The sequence below is a fragment of the Streptomyces albofaciens JCM 4342 genome (assembly GCF_008634025.1).
GTDB lineage: Bacteria > Actinomycetota > Actinomycetes > Streptomycetales > Streptomycetaceae > Streptomyces > Streptomyces albofaciens.
Window position 1 is genome coordinate 4347294 of record NZ_PDCM01000001.1, and the last position, 22556, is coordinate 4369849.

General features: G+C 71.9%; 18 protein-coding genes. 7 read left to right on the plus strand and 11 right to left on the minus strand.

The window, feature by feature from the left end; all coding sequences use genetic code 11:
• The first annotated feature begins 54 nt into the window (after nucleotides 1–54).
• Nucleotides 55–699, plus strand: a complete 645-nt coding sequence (locus CP973_RS19275; protein WP_150242369.1) for an HAD family hydrolase — start codon at nucleotides 55–57, stop codon at nucleotides 697–699.
• Between the two features lie 75 nt (nucleotides 700–774).
• Here the strand turns inward: CP973_RS19275 and CP973_RS19280 are convergent, their stop codons facing one another.
• The 3 genes from CP973_RS19280 to CP973_RS19290 are packed head-to-tail and all read right to left on the minus strand — an operon-like array spanning nucleotide 775 to nucleotide 5683.
• Nucleotides 775–2205 (minus strand): MFS transporter, encoded by a 1431-nt coding sequence (locus CP973_RS19280; protein ID WP_244409607.1) that lies wholly within the window; start codon nucleotides 2203–2205, stop codon nucleotides 775–777.
• Nucleotides 2202–4214, minus strand: a complete 2013-nt coding sequence (locus CP973_RS19285; RefSeq protein WP_150242371.1) for a PEP/pyruvate-binding domain-containing protein — start codon at nucleotides 4212–4214, stop codon at nucleotides 2202–2204. The genes CP973_RS19280 and CP973_RS19285 overlap by 4 nt, the downstream gene beginning before the upstream one ends.
• The gene (locus CP973_RS19290) at nucleotides 4211–5683 is read right to left on the minus strand and encodes an ATP-grasp domain-containing protein (RefSeq protein WP_150242373.1); all 1473 of its coding nucleotides are present in this window, start codon (nucleotides 5681–5683) and stop codon (nucleotides 4211–4213) included. The genes CP973_RS19285 and CP973_RS19290 overlap by 4 nt, the downstream gene beginning before the upstream one ends.
• A 442-nt stretch (nucleotides 5684–6125) precedes the next feature.
• Here CP973_RS19290 and CP973_RS19295 point away from each other — a divergent pair, with 442 nt between their 5' ends.
• From CP973_RS19295 to CP973_RS19320, 6 genes are all read left to right on the plus strand, one after another.
• Nucleotides 6126–7415, plus strand: coding sequence for a PAS domain S-box protein (locus tag CP973_RS19295; RefSeq protein ID WP_150242378.1), 1290 nt, complete (start codon nucleotides 6126–6128; stop codon nucleotides 7413–7415).
• A 282-nt stretch (nucleotides 7416–7697) separates the two neighbouring features.
• Nucleotides 7698–8123: a hypothetical protein gene (locus tag CP973_RS19300; RefSeq protein ID WP_167538373.1), complete on the plus strand. Its 426-nt coding sequence runs from the start codon at nucleotides 7698–7700 to the stop codon at nucleotides 8121–8123.
• 135 nt (nucleotides 8124–8258) lie between these two features.
• Entirely contained in the window at nucleotides 8259–9431 is a 1173-nt protein-coding gene (locus CP973_RS19305; RefSeq protein WP_150242382.1) for a PLP-dependent cysteine synthase family protein, read from the plus strand.
• Entirely contained in the window at nucleotides 9428–10693 is a 1266-nt protein-coding gene (locus tag CP973_RS19310; protein ID WP_150242384.1) for an MFS transporter, read from the plus strand. Before CP973_RS19305 ends, CP973_RS19310 begins: the two co-directional genes overlap by 4 nt.
• Nucleotides 10694–11044: 351 nt before the next feature.
• A complete protein-coding gene (locus CP973_RS19315) occupies nucleotides 11045–11713 on the plus strand; it encodes a PadR family transcriptional regulator (protein ID WP_150242385.1) in 669 nt (222 codons plus the stop codon).
• The gene (locus tag CP973_RS19320; RefSeq protein WP_150242387.1) at nucleotides 11713–13320 is read left to right on the plus strand and encodes a DHA2 family efflux MFS transporter permease subunit; all 1608 of its coding nucleotides are present in this window, start codon (nucleotides 11713–11715) and stop codon (nucleotides 13318–13320) included. Before CP973_RS19315 ends, CP973_RS19320 begins: the two co-directional genes overlap by 1 nt.
• Before the next feature lie 296 nt (nucleotides 13321–13616).
• On the opposite strand, the gene CP973_RS19330 is transcribed toward CP973_RS19320, so the two are convergent.
• The 8 genes from CP973_RS19330 to CP973_RS19365 are packed head-to-tail and all read right to left on the minus strand — an operon-like array spanning nucleotide 13617 to nucleotide 22507.
• Nucleotides 13617–14381: an HAD family hydrolase gene (locus CP973_RS19330; protein ID WP_150242389.1), complete on the minus strand. Its 765-nt coding sequence runs from the start codon at nucleotides 14379–14381 to the stop codon at nucleotides 13617–13619.
• Between the two features lie 2 nt (nucleotides 14382–14383).
• Nucleotides 14384–15577: a peptidogalycan biosysnthesis protein gene (locus tag CP973_RS19335; RefSeq protein WP_150242391.1), complete on the minus strand. Its 1194-nt coding sequence runs from the start codon at nucleotides 15575–15577 to the stop codon at nucleotides 14384–14386.
• Nucleotides 15574–16827: an MFS transporter gene (locus CP973_RS19340; RefSeq protein WP_150242392.1), complete on the minus strand. Its 1254-nt coding sequence runs from the start codon at nucleotides 16825–16827 to the stop codon at nucleotides 15574–15576. The genes CP973_RS19335 and CP973_RS19340 overlap by 4 nt, the downstream gene beginning before the upstream one ends.
• Complete coding sequence (locus tag CP973_RS19345; protein WP_167538374.1) at nucleotides 16824–17939, minus strand: GNAT family N-acetyltransferase; 1116 nt, start codon at nucleotides 17937–17939, stop codon at nucleotides 16824–16826. The genes CP973_RS19340 and CP973_RS19345 overlap by 4 nt, the downstream gene beginning before the upstream one ends.
• 17 nt (nucleotides 17940–17956) lie before the next feature.
• A complete protein-coding gene (locus CP973_RS19350; protein WP_167538375.1) occupies nucleotides 17957–18910 on the minus strand; it encodes a phosphotransferase family protein in 954 nt (317 codons plus the stop codon).
• Nucleotides 18911–18915: 5 nt separating this feature from the next.
• On the minus strand, nucleotides 18916–19968 hold the full coding sequence (locus CP973_RS19355) for a hypothetical protein (RefSeq protein ID WP_150242398.1): 1053 nt from the start codon (nucleotides 19966–19968) through the stop codon (nucleotides 18916–18918).
• On the minus strand, nucleotides 19965–21098 hold the full coding sequence (locus tag CP973_RS19360) for an arginase family protein (RefSeq protein ID WP_150242399.1): 1134 nt from the start codon (nucleotides 21096–21098) through the stop codon (nucleotides 19965–19967). Before CP973_RS19360 ends, CP973_RS19355 begins: the two co-directional genes overlap by 4 nt.
• Complete coding sequence (locus CP973_RS19365; protein ID WP_150242401.1) at nucleotides 21098–22507, minus strand: B12-binding domain-containing radical SAM protein; 1410 nt, start codon at nucleotides 22505–22507, stop codon at nucleotides 21098–21100. The genes CP973_RS19360 and CP973_RS19365 overlap by 1 nt, the downstream gene beginning before the upstream one ends.
• Nucleotides 22508–22556 lie beyond the last annotated feature (49 nt).

The following is a 22556-nucleotide window of genomic DNA, read 5'->3' on the forward strand; positions in this document are numbered from 1 at the left end:
ACCTGACGTGGGGCGCGTCTGTGTGGCGCGTCGAAGAGAGAGGCGCCGACCGCCATGCAGAGAACCTCCTTCCGTGGCTTCTTCCGTATCGGTCCCGTGTTGCCGGCCGCCGCGGTGGCGTCGGTCGTGCTGGCCACCGCGGCGAGCGCGGCCGTGCCGGCGGACGTGGCGCACGGCGTTCCGGCCGGGGCGCGGACCCCTTCGGCGCGCGGCTGTGCCGTCGTCTACTTCGATCTGGGCGAGACGCTGGTGCACACCGCCGCGGACTCCGGCATCAGCTACCTGCCGGGTGCGGCCGCGTACCTGCGCGCGTTGCGGGAGCGGCACATCAAAGTCGGGCTGATCACCAACGTGCCGTCCTCGTGGGGCAAGACGGACGCCGAGCGCGCCGCCGCCCTGAAGAAGGCGGTCGACGGCGCGTGGAAGGGACCCGTCCCGTTCGCCTGGAAGGACTTCGGCGACCGGATTCTCACTCCGCGCACCGAGGCGGAGCGCAAGCCGGCAGCCGTCCTCTGGAAGCGTGCCAGGGCCGCGGCACACGGCTGTCGCCTCGTCTACCAGGGGGAGACCGCCGAGGAGACGTATGTGGCGGCTTCGCTCGGTTACGTGGCCTATCGGGTCGGAGGGCCCTTCCGCCCCGCCTACCTCCCGGTCCGAGTGATCGAGTGCCTGGCGGACGGCTCCGGCCGGCGCGCCTGAACAGGAGCGTGGACGGCCGTACGTACGCATGTCCGCACGCCCGCGCCCCGAGGTGGGCGCGGGCGTGCGGACGTCCTACACGGCGGCTTTCGGAGGTGTGTCCGACGCGCCGGACACCGCGCCTTCCGGATGCCGTCGACGGGAGCCCGGCTCCTCCGCCGCCTCGGAATCCGGCGGCTCCGCCGCCTCCAGGGCCGCACCTCCCTCCGTCATCCCCTCCGCACCGCGCCGCGTCCGCACGCTCCGCAGGACCAGTTGGAAGGCCCCGAGCAGCACCGCGGTCGCCAGGGCGCTGTGCCAGAGCAGGGCGTCCAGGCGGCCCGCGGAGAGGTAGGCGCCCACGGCGACGGCCGCCAGCGCGCACACCGCGCGGTCCACGATCGACTCGACCGACAGCAGCGTCGCCCGCGGGGCGCCGGCCGGTACGGCATCGTTGACCAGCTTGCGCTGGACCGGGTAGGCGAAACCGGCCGCGGCGGCGAACACGCAGAGCAGCGCTACGGTCGTCCAGGGCCCGCCGAGGGTGATGCCCGCCAGGGTGCCCGCGAGGACGAGGCTGAGGACGGAGACCCAGGCCACCGGCGACAGGCGGCGGCCCAGCCACTGGGGGCGTGCCGAGCCCACGGCCTCCGCCACCGTCATGGCGGCGAGCACCCCGCCGTGCGCGGACTCGCCGATGCCGTGGTCGAGCAGGATCGGCTGGAAGAGGTTGACCTGGCAGATCCTGGACAGGGTGAACACGGCCACGCCCTGGACCATGACCAGCGTCAGCCACGGCGAGGAGACGACACAGCGCAGCGCTGCCTTCGCGTCGCCCAGCGAGGTGCCGCGCCCGCCCCTCGGTGCCCGGGGCCTTTCGGCCCGGCCCGGTGAGGCCGTACCGCGAGCCGTGGCGGGCACTGCTGTCCGGGGCAGGGCGATGACGCAGATCAGGGAACCCGCCGCGCTCAGGGCGCTCAGGAGGTACGGAGCCGGGTGGACGAGGGTCATCAGCGGCCCGACCAGGGGCCAGCACAGGATCTTCGCGGCGAGTCCGAGCGCCCGCGCGGTCCCCTCCGCCTTGAGGTAGTGCTCCTCGCAGCGCTCGGTGCGCAGCCCGTCGTACAGGTAGGCGCTGGCCGCGCCCGAGGTGAGGGAGCGGCCGGCGGCGATGGCGAGGAAGTGGACGAGGAAGCCGGAGTACGAGGAACTGACCACCGGGGCGAGGTTCGCGGCCGTCATCACGACGGCACCGGCCCGCAGGCAGTTGCGGGTACCGATCCGGTCGGCGATCAGCCCGGTCGGTATCTCGAAGAGGCAGAAGGCCACGTAGTAGATGCTCTGGATACCGAAGATCTGCCCGTCGGAGAGCCCGGCGTCCTTCTGGTAGGCGTAGAACACCGGCATCCACCACAGCAGGTTGAACAGCAGCTGGAAGCCGTAGTTGAGCCGGACGATGCGCCGGGCGGTGCCGGTCAGGGGCGTGGCGGCGGGCCGCGCCGCGGAGCGCGGGAGGCGGGGGCTCACAGCGCGTAGGGGCGGATCTGGACCAGGCGGAAGTCGCCCTGGTCGGTCAGCAGCCACTCGATGTCCAGGGGGTCGTCCACCTCGGGGGCGCTGAAGTGGGACTGCAGCAGCCGGCCGGTCAGGGACAGGTCCGCGAGCCGGGCCCGGGTGGCGGCGGGCAGGCCCTCGCTCCAGGAGCCGAGGGCGACGGTGCGCCCGCCGCCCTCGACGGTGTTGTAGAGGTACTGCTGCGGCAGCACCTCGCCCTCGACGACCTGTTCGGGCGAGCCCGGCGAACAGTTGAGGTAGACGTTGCGGAAGTCCTCGCGCCGGGTGGGGTCGCAGGTCACCAGGACGCCGCCGAGCGCGGCGGGGACGTACTCCTGGATGATCACGCCCATGTAGGTGTCGTCCAGGGATATGCCCACCTGGTGGCGCAGCCGCACACTGCGCGGCGAGAGCAGGGAGGCCCATACCTGCCGCACGGCGTCGAGGAGTTCGCCGGTGCCGCGGACCGTGGTGACGGAGTCGTAGACCCCTGCCGCGGAGAAGCCCGGCAGGTCCTCGGCGTTGGAGGAGGAGCGCACCACGAGACGGCCGCCCGCGGTGAGCGGGGCGGGGAAGGCCCGGGTGATCTCCCTGGTGACGGAGTCGGGCATCGTGGCGTGCCGGGTCAGGTGCTGGAGCTGCAGGCAGAGCGGGTCGAGGACGTCCATGGCGTCGAGTTCGAGCGCCATCTTCAGCTTGCCGATGCCCTGCTGGAGCGCGGGGGAGGAGGTGAGGAAGCGGTGCAGGAGGGAGAACGGCAGGGCCACACCCTCGGGGGCCGCGACGGTGCCGGCCACGAAGGAGGCCGCGGCCGCGCGGAGTTCGGTGGCGGAGGGCGCGTCCAGGCCGAGCCGGGACGCGAGGTGCCCGTACAGGTTCTTGCGGGGCGGGCGGGGGCGGCCGTAGAACGCGGTGAGATCGGCCGTGCGGCTGTCGAGGACGTGGTGCAGCTCTCCGAGGTTGGCCGCCTTGGTGCCGTAGCGGTCACGGTCGGCGCTGCGCAGCCGGTGCAGGGAGAGTACGGGCGCGTCCTCCAGGAGCGGTGGTTCCAGGCGGATGCGCTGCTGGTGCCAGGCCGGGGCCCGCAGTTCGGGGGCCTGCTCCAGCCGCTCCAGGGTGATCTCGTCCTCGCTGACCCGGTAGCGGACCCAGGCCCCGTCCAGACCGTCCTTCTGGACGAGCTGTTCCAGATCGCGGACGATCGCGTTCGGGATGCCCCACCCGGAGGCGAGCACGTTGGTGTGGGACAGCGGGGTGATGGGCGCGGTGTTGATGAACCCCGCCACCCGCTGCACACCGTCCGGCAGGCAGGGCATGGCGACGATGTCCGACCAGCCGAGCCCGTCGGCCGCCGCCTCGTACTCCGCCACGGTCGTGAAGCAGCGCAGCCGGCCGGTGGCTTCCCCGGCGTTGAGCGGCACGCGGACCCGGGAGCCGAAGAGTTCGTGACCGAGGATGCGCGGCACGCGCTGCTCGCTGACCTGGGCCAGTGCCTCCTCCTGGCCGTGATTGGCGGGCTTGAGCAGGAGCGGCAGCCTGCCGTCGACGCGCTCCCGGACGAAGGTGTAGAAGAACTCCAGCAGCTCCCCGTGCATGGTGTCGGCCTCGGTCGTCTCCAGCACGAGGAAGGTGCGCTCGCGGCCCTCCCGGTCCTCGTCGGTGTGCAGGGACAGCACGCCGAGCAGGAAGCGGCGCTCGGGGTCCATGTAGACGGACGCGTTGAACTCGTCCAGCCGGGCGTCGAGTTCGGCGAGGTCCATGCCGAGGACACGGGTGGCGATGTAGTTCACGTGGAAGGGGTGGGCGGCCGTGTCGAGCAGGTGCCAGGTGGACTCGGCGCGGTCGACGACGACCTTCAGGTACGGGTGGCCTGCCAGGACCCCGGACAGCGTACGGAACAGCGGCAGCGAGAGGTTCTCGCCGACGACCGTGCGGTCGGCCGCGGGATCGGCGACGCTGACGGGGAGCGGAGTGGTGGTCATACGGCGACTTCCTCGGACGGTACGGCCGGCCGGACGCGCGGGCGGGCGGGGGACGCTGACGGTGTGGCCGGGGACGGGGGCCGGGCGGCCGGAGACCCGGACCGCGGCGCGGCCGGTACGGCGGGCGGCAGCACGCCGGGCAGCGCGTCCACCAGAGCCGTGAAGTCGCGCAGCACGGTGCGCGCGTCGGCGGCGGAGAGCAGGCACAGGGCCGCCATCGTGTTGGCACCGCCGGCGGGGTCGTAGACCGGCACGGCGCTGCCGTCGGGCAGGGAACTCTCCGGTACGACCGAGAGCATGCTGCCCTCGCTCAGCGCGACGGCCTCCTTCACCACGGGGAAGTCCCACAGCCTGCGGTCCCGCCAGGCCGCGCCGTGGCCGTCCACCGCGAGGACGACGAGGGAACCCGCGGCGCCGCGTGCCTGCTCCGGGCCGAGGACCCGCTCGGGCCAGGCGACCGGGCGGCCCAGGAGGTGGTCCACGAGCATGCCGACGACGTCGAGCCCGAACACCTCCTCGATCTGCGGGACGGTCATCGCGCCGCCGAACCGGGCGGCCGTCTCGATCAGCCACATGCGCCCGTCGGCGCCGAGCTTGATCTCGGTGTGGGTGCCGCAGTCGCGCAGGCCGAGGGCGTCGACGGCCTCCCGGGCGAGGGCGACGACGCGGTCCTGGAGGTCCGCGGGGAGCAGCGCGGGGGTGATGCCGGCGCGCTCGGTGAACGGCCGCACCGTCGGCATCCGGCCGCTGACGCAGACCGGCCGGAAGACGCCGCCGGTCACCACGCCCTCGACGCTGACGTAGTCGCCCCAGCCGGGCTCGTCGAACCAGCCCGCGGTGTCGCCGGTCACGATCTCCTCGACCACGAAGTGCCCCGCCGCCTCGGCCACATGGAGCTCGGCGAAGCCCAGCCGGGCGGACCGGGCCATGGTCTCGCGCGAGCGCCGCCAGGCGGTGTCGGCCTCCTGAGGGGAGGCGATGATCTGGTGGGCGGTGGAACCGGCGCTCCAGGCCGCCTTGAGCAGCAGGGGAGCGGACAGGGCGGTGACGGCCTCGTGGAGGTCCGCCTGGGTGGTGACGGGGCGGAACGCGGGCTGCGGCAGGCCGTGCCGATGCCAGGTGTGCCGCATCATCCGCTTGTCGCGGGCGAGCGCGGCGGCGTCTCCCGCCCCGGCGAGACCGAGCGCCTCACACGCCTCGGCGACGGCCACGACCGCGTACTCGGAGAAGGTGAGGACCGCGTCCGCGCCGACGGCTTCGGCCCGCGAGACGATCAACGAGACCAGGTCGGACCGCTCCGCGTCGGTGGGCAGCACGACCGAGGCGCACAGTCGCTCCGCGGACGCGGCGACCGACGGCGGAAGTGCGCTGAGCGCCAGCAGGTGCACGTCCGCTCGCGCGGCTGCCCGGGACAGGACATGGCCGAGCGGCGGACCGCCCTTGGCGTGCACCAACAGCACCGTGCTCACTGAGATTCGTCTCCCATCACTTGTCTGTTCGCTTGTCTGTCCGGGGCGTCGGGTGTCCGGCCGGGGCGTCGGGCCTCCGTCCGGGGGGAGCCGGGCCGTGGCCCGGCCCCGCTGCCCGGCCTGGTGCCGCTCGCCGGCCATGGCCGGGACACGGTGACGCAACCCGCGTAGAACACGGCGGGTAACCGGTGACACACACAAGGGAATCAGAAGGCGGGTGCCGGAAGTGCCGCCGGAGGCGGGCGCCAATCAGGCAAATGCCAAAGTCGTGGACATCGTTGGAGTGCGCGCGAAGGTGGTGGATCACCTATGGCAAGCTGCCCCGGCGACGCGCTCACGTATCGCGGTCGGCCGATAACCGAGCATGGCCGGACTCCGCACGGGATAGGCATCGCCATGTCACTTCCCGCCGCCCGGCGGGAACATGGACGGAAAGGCCGTCGTGGACGATCCCGGTCTCAGAGCACTGCTGGAACGCCTCCCCGTCGCCTGGTGGGAGGCCGACGAGCAGGGGCGCGTCAAGGAGCGGGGCGGCGGGGCCTTCGCCGACCTGCCCACCGCGCAGCGCTTCCTGGACCGCGCGCGCCAAGAGCTGTCCGCTCCGGGAGACGCCCTCCAGGACGGCCACCCCCTGCTCCGGTTCGACGGCCGGACCTTCCACGTGAGATGGCCCCGGGACGGGAGCCGGGGGTGGACGCGCGGGCTCGCGATGGAGGCCGGCGCGCAGCCCGCGGGCGGCCGGCCGTACGCCGCTTTCGCGGACTTCGCCGACTTCGCGCCGGCCGCGGCATTCCTCCGCGACCGCGACGGCCGCTACTTATGGGCCAATCACGCCTACGCGCATCTCTACGGCACCACACCGGAGCGGGTCGTCGGCAGCCGGATCGAGGACCTCGACACCCCCTCCGACGCCGCCCGGTTCCGGGCCCTGGACCAGGAGATCCTCCGCCGCGGCAAGCCGGTCCGCCACCACCTGCGCTATCACCGTTCGGACGGCAGCACGGGGCAGGCGGCCGGCCACCGCTTCCCGGTCCAGGAGAACGGCCGGACCTGTGTGGCCGGGATCTACGTCGACATCACCGACCACGTCCGCGCGACGAGCCAGCGCCAGGAGGCCGAGGAGAAGCTGCGCGCGCTGCGGGACTACAGCGGTCTGCCCTGCGCGCTGCTCTCGGTCGGGGGCCGTATAGAGCAGGCGGGTACGGCCGCCGCCGAACTGTTCCGGACACGGCTGTCCGACCTCGTCGGCCGCCGCGCGCACACCCTGCTCGCCGCCACGCCCGACCTCCGTCCCCTGCGCCGCGCCTGGGAGGGGCTGATCACCCGCCGCATCAGGCGGGCGGAGACCTCCGCCGTCCTCGTGGACACCGAGGGGCGCCAGCGCCGCGCGCAGCTTCACCTGTCCACGGTGAGCGGGCCCGTCGGCCGTGTCGCGCACGTGTGGGCCGTCGTCACCGACCAGAGCATCGCCCACGAGGCCCACCCGCCGCTCACCGCCACGCAGATCCGCATACTGTCCCTGCTCGCCGGCGGCAGCACCAACGGCGAGATCGCCGCCGCGCTGAAGCTCTCCCGGCAGGCGGTCGACTACCACCTCAGCCGGCTCCGGGACCTGCTGGGCGCCGAGACCAGGCCCGCCCTCGTCGCCCGTGCCTACGTCCTGGGCATCCTCGCCCCCCGCGCCTGGCCGCCGCGCCCGGCCGCGACCCACGACCCGCTCAGCTCACGCTGAGACGCGGGGGCCGCGCCCGGGGCCGGGGCCCGCTCCCCGCTCACGCCCTTGCCCTCCGGCCGCCCGGCTACCGGCACCCCCAGCGGCCGGACCAGGCCGGGGACGCCCCCGTCCAGGCGCTGCTCCTCCCCGTTTGCCCCCGGTACCCGGCACGGCCCGTTCCACAGGAAGACCCGTTCCGGGCCGCGTTTTCGGGCGTGCAGAGTGTGGAGGACAGGTGAATCACGCCAAAGCGTGAGCACCGGCGAGAACTTCAGGTGGTTGCTCGGTTACCGTGTGGCCGTGGTGACCGGTGCGACGTCGGAGACGCGGCGGGCCGCGGGACGTGGGTTGTGGCTCGCTGTCCTGCTGGTCGCACTGATGCATGTCGTGGGCTGTTCGCACGGGCCGCTGGCCGACGGCTCCTGGCGGACCGACAGCCTCACGGCGGCGGGCCCCGTCTCGGCCGTCGAGCCGGACACGGCCACCGGGCAGTCCGCGGTCCGGTCGAGCGCCTGCGACAGCCCGCACCACGAGTCACAGCAGTGCGCGGGCGTCGACGAGCCGACGCGGAGGCAGACCGACGGGGGCAGGGGCGCGCTGCTTCCGCCCCCGCCACCGGGCACCGGAGTGGAGCCCCGCGTGCTGCCCGTGCGAGGGCCGCCGGTGCAGGAGCCCGTGCGCCCGAGCGGTGCGCCGCAAGCGATGTTGCAGGTGTGGCGGAGCTGACAGGGCCCACCGCACCGTGAGCCGTCCCCTGGCGGGCCGGTGCGGCAGGACGAGCCCGTGTTCAGTCCCCCGACCCGTACACCGCCGTTCGCCGCTGTGCGCCTGTGCGCCGCGGACGGCGGTGGGAGATGCGTCATGACGAACCCACACCTGTCATCCGTCCTGGACTTCCACCCTTCCTCTCCCGCCTCTTCCCCCGCCCAACTGCTGGCCGCCTCGGCGCGGTCGGCCGCCACACCGGCCGCCCTGGTCGGTGACACCCCCGTCCTGTGGGTGGGCGAGCCGTTCACCCCCGCCGGGCGCGGATTCTGGGCCAAGCTGGAGGGCCACAACCCCGGCGGCATCAAGGACCGCACCGCCCTGTACATGGTGGCCGCCGCCCGCGAGCGCGGGGACCTGCGGCCCGGCGCCCGGATCGTGGAGTCCACCTCCGGCACCCTCGGCCTCGGCCTGGCGCTGGCCGGCATCACCTTCGGCCACCCCGTGTCGGTGGTCACCGATCCCGGCATGGAGGCGCAGGTCACCGGGCTGCTACGGGCGTACGGCGCCGAGGTCCACACCGTCACCGCCCCGCACCCGGACGGCGGCTGGCAGCAGGCCCGCCGCGACAAGGTGGCCGAGCTGCTGGCCGCGTACCCGCACGCCTGGTGCCCGGACCAGTACCACAACCCCGACAACGTGGCCGCCTACCGGCCCCTGGCGCACGAGCTGGTCGCGCAGCTCGGCCGGATCGACACCCTGGTCGTCGCGGTCGGCACCGGCGGCCACTCCGCGGGCATCGGCCGCGTCCTGCGCGCCTTCTTCCCCGCGCTGCGGGTGGTGGGCGTGGACACCTGCGCCTCGACCATCTTCGGGCAGCCGGCCGGCACCCGGCTGATGCGCGGCCTGGGCTCGTCGATCTACCCGCGCAACGTCGCCTACGAGATGTTCGACGAGGTCCACTGGGTCGCCGCCCCGGAAGCGGTCTGGGCCGCCCGCGCCCTGGCCCGTACCCGGTACGCCACCGGCGGCTGGAGCGTGGGCGCGGTCGCGCTGGTCGCCCGCCACCTCGCCCGTACGTCCCCGGCGGAGGACCGTATCGCGGCGGTCTTCCCCGACGGCCCGCACCGCTACGTCTCCACCGTCTTCGACGACGACTACTGCCGTACCCACCGGTTGCTGCGACACGAACCGGCCGACGCCCCCGACGAGATCGCCCATCCCGCCCAGGCGGTGGTCACCCGCTGGACGCGCTGCCGCACCGTCACCGACCCCTGCCCCGCGTCCCCGAGCGCCACGGCCGACGGCCTGAGCGGAGCGGCCCGGTGAGGAAAGTCCTCGTACAGACACGTTCGTTCAGCCCGGCCGCCCGGCTGTTGATGGTCAACCAGTTCGCCATCAACCTGGGCTTCTACATGCTCATGCCCTACCTGGCCGCTCACCTCGCCGGAGACCTGGGCCTGGCGGCCTGGGCGGTCGGCCTGGTGCTCGGCGTCCGCAACCTCTCCCAGCAAGGCATGTTCCTCATCGGCGGCACCCTCGCCGACCGCTTCGGCTACAAGCCGCCGATCCTGGCCGGCTGCCTGCTGCGCACCGGCGGCTTCGCCCTGCTGGGCTGGGTGGACAGCCTCCCGGCGCTGATCGCCGCGTCGGCGGCGACCGGGTTCGCCGGCGCCCTGTTCAACCCCGCGGTACGCGCTTACCTCGCCGCCGAGGCCGGCGAACGGCGGGTGGACGCCTTCGCCACCTTCAACGTCTACTACCAGGCCGGCATGCTGCTCGGCCCGCCGGCCGGACTGGCTCTGCTGGCCGCCGACTTCCGCGCCGTGTGCACCGTGGCCGCCGTGATCTTCGCCGCCCTCAGCGTGCTCCAGATCCGCGCCCTGCCCGCCCGGCGCGGCGCCACCGGCTCCCGTCCGGAGGCCGGGGGCACGGCAGCGCGCTCGGTGTGGGCGCAGTGGCGGCAGGTCGCCGCCAACCGGCCGTTCCTGCTGTTCTCCGCCGCGATGATCGGCTCGTACGTGCTGACGTTCCAGGTCTACCTGGTGCTGCCGCTGGCCGCCGACGCCGCCCTCGGCGCGAACGGCACGAAGGCCACCAGCGCGCTGTTCGTCGTGTCCGCAGCGGTGGCGGTGGCCGGTCAACTGCGGCTGACAGGCTGGGCCAAGCGGCGCTTCACTCCCCATCAGGCCCTGACCGGCGGCCTGGCCGCGCTGGGTATCGCGTTCGCGCCCCTGGCGCTCGTCCCCGCCGGGTCGGGTGCCGCGGTGCTGGCGGCCCTGGTCGCCTCGGTCGCGGTGCTCGCCGCGGCCGGCGCGGTGGTCTACCCCTTCGAGATGGACACCGTCGTCGCCCTGTCCGGGAACAACCTGGTGGCCACCCACTACGGCTTCTACAACACCGTTTCGGGCCTCGGCATCACCCTGGGCAACCTGGCCCTGGGCGCACTGTGGGACGCCGCCCACGCCGACGCCCCCTGGCTGGTGTGGACGGCCCTGGCCCTCACCGGAGCAGGATGCGCGACCGCGGTAGCCGCCCTCGCCCGCAACGGACACCTGAACAGCCCCGCCCCCCAGCCGGCCATCGCCTGACCTGACCTCCCACCAACCCACGGGTCCCCGCGCCGCTTCCGGCCGGGGACCCGCTGCTTCCGGCCGGGGACCGACCTGCTGTGACGTCGGCTGATACCGCTGCCGGGGCAGCGCTGGTCCGTGTGTGGCCCGGACCTTGCGTGAGCGGTGCATCCCGAAGGCGTAGACCGAGCCCCGGAGCCCGATGCCTTCCCGCCTGAGCCTGGACGGGGGCGAGGCGACACGCCAACACCCCTTAGTCAAGGACCACATGAGGGTATGCGCCCGGGGTCCGGCCGGGAGCCTGCGTGGCGTCGCAGGCGTATAGTCCGCCCTGAGTACTCCACTTGGAATAGACGAACGGAGTGAGCCGTGCCTTCTCCAAGATCACCAAAGCTCAATCTGATCTCGCTGGCCATTCTGGAGCTGCTGGACGAGAGGAACATGCACCCGTACGAGATGCAGCAGACGCTGCGGGATCGGGGAAGGGACCGCCTCGTCAAGCTCACCGTGGGTTCCCTCTACCACGCGGTGGAGCGCCTGGAGAAGTTCCGTCTCATCGAAGCGGTGGACACCAGCCGGCAGGGCCGCCTTCCCGAGCGCACGGTGTATTCCATCACCGCGGACGGGCGAGCGGCCTTCACCGACCGGTTGCGCGAGATGGTGTCCACTCCCGCCCCCGAGTACCTCGAATTCCCCCTGGCTCTGGCCTTCTTGCACGTACTCGGGCGCGAGGAAGCCATCGAGTGGCTGACCTGGCGGGCAGCGATGCTGGAAGCCGAGATCGCCGCCGAGGAGACGGTGGCCGCCCGGCTCACCGGATTCGGGACCGAGGAGCTGTACTTCCTCGATCTGACCTGGCAGACGGCCGCCGCACGAGCCCAGCTGGAGTGGATCCGGACGGTCGTGGAACGGCTCGCGAGCGGTGCGTTGCCCTGGCCTTCAGAGGCGGCCGGCCGGCAGCAGGAGCTGAAGTTGCCGGAGCCCGGGCAGCCTGTGCACGGGCCGGCTGCCGACGACACCGGAAGCGAGGCGGGTTGATGTCGCGCGTGCACGGGCGCAATCCATGGCCGGCGCTCGGCGCACTGTGCCTGGGACTGTTCATGATCCTGCTGGACACCACGATCGTGAACGTCGCCGTACCCAGCATGCTGACCGGGCTGCACGCGGGGATCGATGAAATCCTCTGGGTCGTCAACATCTACATCCTCGCCTACGCGGTGCCACTCGTCATCGCCAGCCGATTAGGGGACAGGTTCGGCCGGAAGCGGCTCTACCTCGTCGGCCTTGTGATCTTCACGCTGGCTTCGGGGTTGTGCGGCATGGCCGACACCGCCGGCCCGCTCATTGTTGCCCGAACGCTACAAGGCATCGGCGCAGCGCTGTTGAGCCCGCAGACGCTGGCCTTCATCACCGTCCTGTTCCCCGCCGACAAACGCGGAGCCGCCCTGGGGGTGTGGAGCGCCGTGGCCGGCGTGTCGACCATCGCCGGACCGCTGCTCGGCGGCTTCATCGTGGAACGGCTCAGCTGGCAGTGGATTTTCTTCGTCAATGTGCCGATCGGCGTGATCGGGCTGTTCCTGATCCTGCTCTGGGTCCCCGAATCCCGCACCGGCCTCGCGCACCGCGTCGATCCGCTCGGTGCCGTGTTGCTGACCGGCGGCCTGTTCGCGATCACCTTCGGGCTCCTGGAAGGCAGCCGGTACGACTGGGGGACGATCACCGGCGGGCTGACCATTCCGATGCTTCTGGTCGGCGGCTGTGTACTCCTGGCCGGCTTCGTGATGGCACAGTGGCGGTCGGCGGACCCCCTGGTCCCCTTGACGCTTTTCGCCGACCGCAACTTCACGCTCGCCAACGTGGTCGCCTTGGCGGTCGGCTTCGCCATGGTCAGCCTGCTGCCGCTGATGATTTTCCTCCAGGCGATCCTGGGACTGTCCCCGCTGGAAGCCGGCGTGGTGACCGCGCCGGCGTCTTTGACCGCCGCCGCCATCGCCCCGTTCGCCGGCTTCCGTGCCGACCGGACCGGCGGCAAGTACTTGCTGATCGCCGGGCTCGGCGCCTTCGCTCTCGGCATCGGTGCCGCGGCTGTGGCCGCCAGACCGCACATAAGCAGCTGGCTGGTCCTGCCCGCCGTAGCGGTGATCGGAGTGGGAATCGGCCTCCTGTTCACCACGATGACCACCGTCGCCGTCGGGAACATCAGCCCGGAGCTCTCCGGCTCCGCCTCCGGTGTCTTCAACACGATCCGGCAACTGGGGCAGGCCCTGGGCACAGCCGCGGTAGGGGCACTGCTTCAGGGAACGCTCCGGCAGGAACTCCACGACGAGGCCGTCCGCCGCAGCATCGACGTGCCGATGGCCTACCGGAACGCGTTCATCAAGAGCTTCGCCGACGTGGGCGGTGGCAATCCGTTCATGAGCGCGCCGAAAGCAGCCGAAGCCCCGGGCGCCGTCGGAGCGCGCTTGCACCAACTGGGAACGGAAGTCTTCAACCAGGGATTCGTCAGCGCCATGCGCGGGACGCTCCTGCTCCCGATCGGGCTCTGTCTCGTGGCGGCCGTGTGCTGCTTGGGAATCACCTCCCGCCGGCGTGTGCAACGTGTCTCCGAGCAACCGGAACCGGTCCGGGCATTCGACCCGTCCTGAGTCTCTTCTGCCAGGGCAGACAAAGGTGTGTGAGGAACCGTTGGGTGTCGGCGAAAGCAAGCGAATCGCCTTGGGTGATTTGCACCCCTCGCGGACGGAGAGCCCGCCACCATGCCCGTCACAGTCGCCGCATGACGCGAACGAAGGACCCAAGCAGCCCGTATCTGCTGCTGTCGATCACCATGGTGCTGTGGGGGAGCGCCTTCACCAGCTCCAAGCCGGTGGCGGAGCACGTGCCGCACACGGCGGTCGCCTTACCCATGCCCCCCGAACAACTAACGAGCATCCGGGCCGGTTCACCTCTGGCTGTCGGCCCTGCTTTCCGGATTCAGGAGTGCGGGCAGGCCCAGAAGTGACGTGATTCTCGTGCCGGTGTAGTCGTGATGGGTGCCGTCGCGGTCGATGAGGATTCCGCGCAGTCCGGCGGCCCGTGCCCCGCCCATGTCGGAGTAGACGGAGTCGCCGACGTAGCAGGCGGAGCCGGGGTCGGCCTTCATGGCGCTGAGGGCCTGGTGGAAGATCCGGGGATCGGGTTTGGACACACCCGATCGGTAGGAGGTGACGACCACGGGGAACGCGGCGTCCAGGCGTGTGCAGCGGAGGATGTCGAAGAGCAGGTCGTCGAAGTTGGAGACGATGCCCACGGCCGTCCCGGACGCCGCCAGCCCGGCGAGGACCTCGGGCACGTCGGGGAAGACCCGGTAGTTGCGGGGCTCCACGATCACCTCCGCGACGGAACGCCCGGTGCGGCGCCGGCCGGCTTCCTCCCGGCCGATGCCCGCCTCCGCCAGGATCGACGTCACGAACTCCGCCCACGCGGCTCGCCGGCTCGCCGGGTCGGGCTGGTCGTCCGGCCAGCCGGCGGTGCCGCCGACGTGCGCGACGGCGCGCTCCACCGCGCCTAGGGTGCACGGGGCTCCCGAGCGCACCGCGTGGGCCACTATCAACTCGCAGAACGGCGGGTGGACGGCGAAGAGGGTGCCCGCGGCGTCGAAGAGGACGGCCGACGGGCCGCGTCGCCCCGCGTCGGGGGCGTGCTCGGTGGGGTGTGCGGATGTCATCGTCAGCTCCCTGCCATGTCTTCTGCGGCACGCATCTGGTTCTCCTCCAAAGTCGTGCGCAGCCGCGCCGCTTCATCGAGCTGGTGGTGGAGGGCCGGGTCGGCGGCGCGCAGGTAGGTGGTGAGCCGCACCAGGCGGCAGCCCCGGAGCGTCTTCGCGCCGTACGTGGAGTCTCCGTAATGGATGCTCATGCCGCCGATGCGCGCCGCGTAGGCGATGAGTTCGTAGTAGCTGAGGTTGAAGTAGCAGGAAGGTACGTCCCGCGTGAAGGCGCCCAGACGTGGCACCAGCCGGCGGGCACGCGGGTCTTCGTAGAACGCGACGAAGCCGAGCGGGCCGTCGCTGCCGTCCGCACGCAGCACCTTCAGCCCGGGAATCCTCGCCGCGCGGGAGAACCGGTCGCGGACGGCGTCTGCGTCGGTGTCATGGCCGTACGCCCGGTAGCGGGCCAGCTGAAGGGCGACCAGGCAGGGAGTCAGGCCCTCGGGTCCCTGGAGGCGCACCTCGGGAGCCTGGGCGAGGAAGCGGCTCCGTTCTTTGCGCAGCGTCTTGCGCCGATTGCTGCGGAAGCGGGCGAAGTACGTCTCCAGGCTGGTGAACCGCGCGTCCAGCACGGCGTCGGCCCCAGTGGTCACCGCGGTGTACCCGCGTGCCCGCAGGACCCTGTGCAGCCGCCGGCCTTCGGCGTCGCCACGGACATGCGCGAATTCCACGACCGGCAGGGAGAGTTCGGCGGACAGGTCCTCCACCGCCGAGACTAGGGCGTCGAGTTCGCGGACGGGTACGGCGTCCCGCGCGGTGAGGACACCGGGCCGTACGGAGCCCGGGGTGACCACGGCCAGGGCGTCCGTCGCCGTGGCAGGCAGGCCGGCGCGCAGCTTGGCCAGCGTATTCACGGCGTCGTCATGGGCCGCGCCCGGCGGCAGGGCCTCCACCAGAGCTTCGGTGGGAGCGCCCAGCAGCACTTCCCAGGCCGCGTAGGCGCGGTGTGCGGACGTGTGACGGATCGGGTAGCAGGTGGCCAGTGCCGTGGGGGTGCCGTCCCGGCCGCGGGCGAGCAGGTAGTTCTGGAAAGGGGCGACCCGTCCTTCCTCGGCCTCCAGCCAGGGCAGGGAGTGTTCGAGTCCGGACCTGAGCAGCGGCTCGGCGCCCCCGGCCGCGGCGTGCCGGATCCGTTCGTACCGTTCGACCTTCATGTGTGCTCCGCCAGGGCGTCGACCGGCGCGGGGCGTCCCCGGCCGCTCCCGGTACCGCCGCCGTCGAAGCCACGCAGGTCACGGTCGGCCACCAGTACGGCGACGGACAGCAGTGTCCAGGCCGCCGCACACCACAACAGGGGCCGGACGCCGACGAAGCCGGCCAGGACCGGCGCCAGCACGTAGCCCAGCGGCAGGAAGGCGAACGAGCCGATGGACGCGATGGCGCCCACGCGCGCGAGCTGGTCCTGGGGCGTCGTGCGCTGGATCGTGGTGTTCACCAGCACCCCGTACGCGCCGATGGCCGCCCCGGCGAGTACCTGCGCGATGCTCAGCCACCCGATTCCGGACCCCGCGGCCAGGAGAAGCGGGGGCAGGCCGATCACGGTCAGACCGAGCGCGGCGATCAAAATGGGCCGGGGCAGGGCCAGCCGGCCGCTGACGAGACTGCCCAGGAGCTCACCCGAGGCGAAGCAGAGCATGAGCAGCGCCCAGCCGCCGGACGAGCGGGGCTCCACCAGGCCGGGGCCGAGCACGATGAACGGCGCCGTGACGACCATCAGGATCAGGCTGTCCACCACGGTCATGCGCAGCAGCCAGGGAAGACGGCGCAAGGCCCGCCAGCCGTCGTGGAGCGCCGCCAGACCGCCGCCGATACGCTCCGTGGGGCCGCCCCGGGGAAGCCCGAGGAGCAGGAGGGCGCCGAGGAAGAAGGACGCGGCGTCGACGGCGAGCGCCAGGGCCGGATCGACGGTCGCCAGCGCGGCCGTGAGCGCCGGCCCCAGCAGGGCCGCGGCGCCGGTCCAGGCGCCCAGGAGCGCGTTCGCGGCACCGAGCATGCCGGCGTCGACGCAGTGGGGGAGATATCCGAAGGAGGCCGGGTACCCCACCGCCATGGACACGCCGTACAGAGCCTGACAGCCCAGCACCCACCACAGGCTGCCCCCCTGGAGCAGGAGTACGGCGGTCGCTGCCTGGGTGAGGCCGCAGACGACCGAGGAGACGGCCATCAGCGGAAGTTTGGCGAACCGGTCGGCGGCGATGCCCCCGAAGGCCAGCAGGAAGACCTTCGGCAGCAGGGCGGCGGCGAGCAGCACGCCCAGCCACTCGGCCGATTCCCCCCGTCCGGTCACGGCCAGGGCGAGGGCGGTGGGCACGACCGCGTCGCCCGCCAGGGAGACGGCGCGGCTGAGGAAGAACCGCCGGAAGGTACGGACGCCGAGGACCGTGCGGAACGTGCCCTCGCTCATCCGGGCCACGGTGGCCCCCAGTCCGCAGGGGAAACAGGGCCGGGGCCCTGTCGCACGGGCGCGGGGTCAGGCAGGTCGAGCGCACGGGACCGCAACCCTTCCCGGGCCCGGTCACCGTCCTCGCCCCCGGCCGTGACCGCGACGGTCCACAGCGGCTCCAGGCGCGCACCACGCCGGGCCTTGGCCTCGGACGTGCCGATGCCGAGGTGGACGGCGCGCGCTCCGAGCCGGTGGGCGAGCTTCAGCGGCTCGTAGAACATCAGGCCGAAGTAGCAGCCGCGCGTCGCCGAGCGGGACTCGTCGACGCCGATCAGCCGTACCCACAGGACATCGCGGTAGTGGAAGACCACATGGCATCCGACGAGATGGCCGTCGAGCCGGGCCTCCACCAGGTAAGCCCCCGGAACCTCCGCACAGCGGGCCAGATAGCGGGCGAAGCCTGCCGGAGGCTGGTCGTATCCGGGGTCGTACTTGCGTTCGTGCAGGACGAGCAGAGCGGCCGCGGCGTCGTAAGGGCCCCGCAGAGGACCGCTGCTGAAGGTGAGGCCCGCCGCCGCCAGGCGCCTGAGGTCGCCCTTGACCTGGTTCCGTCGGTTCGCGCCCAAGGTGGTGAGGTAGTCCTCGAAGCCGCCGTCGGGGACGTCCAGCCAGGCGTCCCAGGCGATCAGTCCGGCCGGGTGGCCGGCCGCCTCGAACTCGGCCGCGGTGTGGCTCGGCAGGTAGGGGAGGAGCACCGCCCGCCCGTCGGCACGGGAAGGGGCGAAATCCAGCAGGCCGTTCGCGACGCGGGCGGCGGGCAACCGGTCCTCGCCATGGCGTAACTCGTTGTGGTACCCGGTGCGGGGCCCGGCCACGGCACAGCCGTCGACGGGTATCCGGCCGGCCAGGAGGAAGTCGGGGCGGTAGCGGGTGGACCGCACAGCGGGCCCGTCGGTGACCGGGACGAGGACCGCGGAGCGCGCTTCCGTGGACAGGGCCGCCCAGCGGTACCGGTGCCCGTGGCCCGCCAGCAGGCGCAGCCACGCGTCACTGCTGTACAGGCTCCGGGCCGGGGTGAGGGCGAGGCGGGCGGCTGCTTCGTCGAACGACGCGTACTCGCTCGGGACGCCCACGGCCGTCCGCCCGCCCCTCACCATGCGGACCCGCCGGCCGGTGCCTGCCAGGAGGCGCTCAGCTCGAAAACGCGCCGGACCAGGGCAGGGCCGCGCTCCGGGTCCGGGGCCTCACTGGTGAAGACGACGGCCAGCATGACCGCGGCGTCCAGGTGGTAGACTTGCCAGGTCTCTGGAGAGCGCTCGGGCCACGGCCGTACCGAGGTGTACCCGCGCCGAAAGGCGCCGAAGTCGATGCCGTTCTCGGGCAGTCGGGAACTCTCGTGGATCCGGGCGAGATCGAGCGCCGGGTCGCCGGTCATCGAGTTGGACCAGTCGATCAGGGCGCTGATGCGGCCCCGGCGGACGATGAGGTTGGAGGCGCGCACGTCCAGATGGAGCAGGGCCTGCTCGCCGTCCGGCGGGATGCGGCCGGTGATCTCCGTGGCGTGCGGGGCGGTGGGCAGCCGCAGGTCCGAGCCGGCGGGAGCGTCGCGGACGAGGCCGAGGTCCGTCAGCACGGCCCAGCGGCGGGAGAGGCGCTCGGCGATCGACGGGCGGAAGGCGGCGAACCTTCGCCCGGCCGAGACCGTTGCCGGCGGGGGGAGACCGTGCAGCCGGGCCAGGATCGCGCCCAGGTCGTACGAGCGGAACGTGCTGCCGTCAGGGGCGAGGAACTCGCAGACGAGCACGTCGACGTCGAGGCTGAGCAGGTCGTACACCCGGGGCACGGGGATGCCGAGGGGGCCCAGGCAGCGGTACATCTCCGCCTCGTGACGGAGCAGTTCCGCGGTCTCCACCCAGGGGTCGTTGTCGTTGGAGTCGACCTTGCGCGCCGGGATGCGCAGGGCCACCTCCCCCCAGCGTGGATGGGTCGCGCGCCAGACCTCGAACTCCAGCCCGCGGCCGACCGGCTGCGGGCCGGTCAGCCCGAGCCGTTCGACGGCGGACCGCAGAGCCCGTGTCGCTGCGCTTGTCGTCGGTTGCGTCATGGTCATCAGCTTGCACCAGTACCGGCCGGCGCGGGTCTGCGCCAGGCACGCGCGAGCCACTTCTCGTACACGTCCCCGGCCGGCCTGTCGACCACCAGACACAGCGGATCGAGTACGCGCCGGGCTCCGCCGGCCAGGCCGCCGTGCAGCATCGTGAGGTTGTGGCCGACGAGCAGGTCACAGTGTTCGCCGGGGACCAGCACCTCCCAGCGTTGCTTGAAGGCGTCCCAGGTCATACCGGTGGACATGAGGGTCTGATGGCAGAAGAGCCGCGCGACCTCCCCCTGGCACCGGCCGCAGGGACAGCGCTGTGTGAGCGGCCCGGCGTGCGGACACCGCTCCCGCGCCTCCTTGGGCAGGTCGGACTCGCCGTGGTGGAAGGACACCCCGTGCCACAGCGTGTCCTCCAGCCCCAGCATCGCACCCATCGAGGGGTAAGGACACCCGTGCTCGGGCTGTCGCCGTACGGCCTCCCGCAGGTTGCCGCCCAGCCAGCGGGCCACCTCGGCCACCGGCTCACCGGTGGTGCCGAGGCCGCGTTCCTCCCGGACGGCGCGCAGCACGGCGAGCCAGTCGTAATAGGTGGTCACGCTCAGCCCCTGTCCGGGGTCGGTGAGGAAGATGCCCTGGTACATCTTGTGCGCGGACGTGGTGGTGTAGCCCCGGGACCCGAACTCCCGCCACGCGGCCTCCCATTCGGGCATGTCGAGGACGCTGGGGGTGAGGTACGAGCAGTGCTGGCCGTCGAAGTGGGGCAGCAGCGTGCGGGTGGGGTATCCCTCGGGAACGTACGTCTCCTGGGGACGGTCGACCTCCAGCCGCATCTCCTCGGGCGCGCCGCGGCGGACGAGAGCGAGGCGGAGCCGCTCGGCCAGTGACCGCGCGAGGCCGCGGCTCTCGTCCACGGAAAGCCGCAGCCGACCCAGCCGGAAGACGGCGAAACCACGGGTGTCCAGCATCTCCGCGCCCTGCCCGGCGATCCGGTCGAGGGCCTCGTCCGGCCGGCTCCCGATCAGCTCGTCACAGGCGATGCCGGTGTCGGTGGGGGCGAACTTCACCGTCCCTCCTCAGAAGTCCGTATCCGTTCCCCGGCGGCGTCCTGTCCGTCCGCGGCGTCTTGGGGCGGGTCCCAGGGCGCCAGGCCGGAGGGCTGGCAGTCGGTGCGGAAGAGGAATTCGAACAGCAACCGGGCCGCTATCTGAGCGGTGCTGCCCGTGGGGTCGTACCGAGGCGCGACCTCGGCGATGTCCAGACCGTCGACGGGAAGGGCCCGCAGCTCTTCGTAGACGTCGAGGAGCTGGGCGCTCTGGAGACCGCCCATGGTGACATGTCCTGTACCGGTGGCCGCGGCGGAATCCAGCACGTCGATGTCGAGCGACACATAGACCGTGTCGCAGCGTTCGCCCAATGTGTCGATCACACGGCGCAACGCGGCGCCGGCGCCTTCCCGGATGATCTGCGACGCGGGCACCACATGGAACCCGCGCTCCACCAGGGACCGGAACTGGTCGTACTTGGTGACATCGCCGACGCCGACGAAGGCGATGTCACGCGGGTCCACTCCCGGAAGCTCGCTGATCCGGCGGGAGTTCGAGCCGTGGTACAGCGGCCCGTGCAGCGTGCTCCAGTTCCCGAAGTCGAAGTGGTGGTCGATGTTGATGAAGCCCGTCCGCAGCCGGCCCTTGTCCAGCTGTCCCGCCCGGAACCCGGCGAAGGTCGGGAACGTGGCCGAGTGGTCGCCGTTGAGGAAGAGCGTCCGGGGAGCGTGCCGGGCGAGCCGGCGGCTCTCCACCGCGACGGCCTGGAAGGTCCGTACGGTGTCGGTCGGATACGTGTGCAGATCGCCCGTGTCCGTCACGGACGGCGCGCGGTAACGGAAGGTCTGCCCGGTGCGGGTGTCCAGCATCGGCCACTCGCCGAGGCTGTTCAGATAGCTGGAGAACACCAGACTGGCCTGACGAATGGACCGGGGGCCCTCGGCCGCGCCGGGGCGGGAGCTGGCGGTCCCGTCGAAAGGAACGCCGGCCACCGCCCAGCCGTCGAGCGACGGAACGTCTCCGGTCAGGGGCGGGGCGGCGGGCGCGCCGAAGAGCGTGGCGATCCCGGACCAGCCCGGAAGCGGGTCGGGCTCGAAGTCCTCGGGCTTGGCGCTCTGTTGCAGGGCGGAGAAGTCCGGCAGCTGGTTCATCACACCTCGCGGGGGGAGACGGTGGGGCTCGACGGGACGGCGCCTGCCGGGCCGGATTCCCGCTCCTCGCCGGTGGATTCCGTGGGGCAGCCCCGTACGATGCGATGTGCCACCGCGATCTTCTCCTGGAAGAGTTCCCAGCTGCGTTCCCGGCTGAGGTGCTGCGGGCGGTAGACGACGGGGGCGTCCTCCCGCCAGGCGGCGAAGTCCCAGTCCACGATCCGCCGGCGCAGCCGCGGAAAGTCGGGGGTGAGCGGATAGGGGACGAAGTTGTAGAGGTTGAAGAGCCACAGCCAGGCGCTGTTGTCGTCCAGCCACTGCACTGTCTGACGGTGCGCGGCCTCGGTCTCCTCGTCGAGGCCGCCCATGACGTTCAGGACCACCTTGAGGCCCGAGTCGCTGACGGTCCGGATCTTCTCGGTGTAATCGTCCAGTCCACGGGAGAGTTTGTGGTGCCGCTTCATCACCTGGGTGTCCGCCGACTCGAACCCCATCTCCACGGCGATGACGCCCAGTTGGTGCATCGCGTCGACGACCCACTCCTTCACCTGCATCACGTGGGTCTGGACGATGAACCGGTAACCGGGCCGGTCGCGGAACACGTCGAGGAGGTTCTGCACCGCCTCGCGGGACTGGCCGAACGTCTTGTCGCCGATGTAGACGAGACGCGTGTCCGGGAAGCGCGCGGCGAGTTGGTCGACCTCCTCGGCCAGCGCGTCCTTGGTCACGAGCGTGAGCTGCTTGCTCCAGGCGTCCCCGCAGAAGGAGCACTTGTACAGGCAGCCATGGCTGGCGTTGAGCCGGAGCATCGGCACACTGCCCCGGTACCCCTCAAGGTGCCGGTAGTTGGGCGACCAGCTCACGCGGTGGGGTGAGAGACCGAGCGTCGGCGCCTTCTCGCTCTGCCCGCCCTCGCCGGCGGCCATCTCGACGAGCCGGGTGACGAAGGAGGCGTCGAGCTGGCCCCGGTGGACCATGTGGACGGAGCCCGCCGGGACGAGCGGTGCCATGTTGCCGCCGAGGACGACGCGGCGTCCCGCCCGCTGCAACGTGGCGGACACCTCCAGCGCGAGTTTCAGGTTCTGCGCGAGGGGCGACATGAGTACGAGGTCGCCGGGCGCGGTGTCGGCCAGTATGGGCTCGGCACACGCGTCGGGTTCGGCGGGCTCTTTGGAGAGGTCGCAGAAACTGGAATCCAGCCTCGCCGTGTCGATGAGAGCCGTCAGATGCGCCACCCACAGGGGAATCTCCCAGAGACCGTCTCCGGGAACGAAATACGAGGGAAGGTGGGCGCGGAAACGCAGGTCGTAGTCCCGGTAGTACGCGGCGAGCCGGGGGTCCGGGGCCTGTGTGGAGGGGAAGGGTAACTGGACGATGCAACTCTTGAGCGCAGTCGATAACCTCTGCAAGGCGTTCTCCTGAGCGCGTCGACATTCACGAGGCGTGCGGCGTGCACCG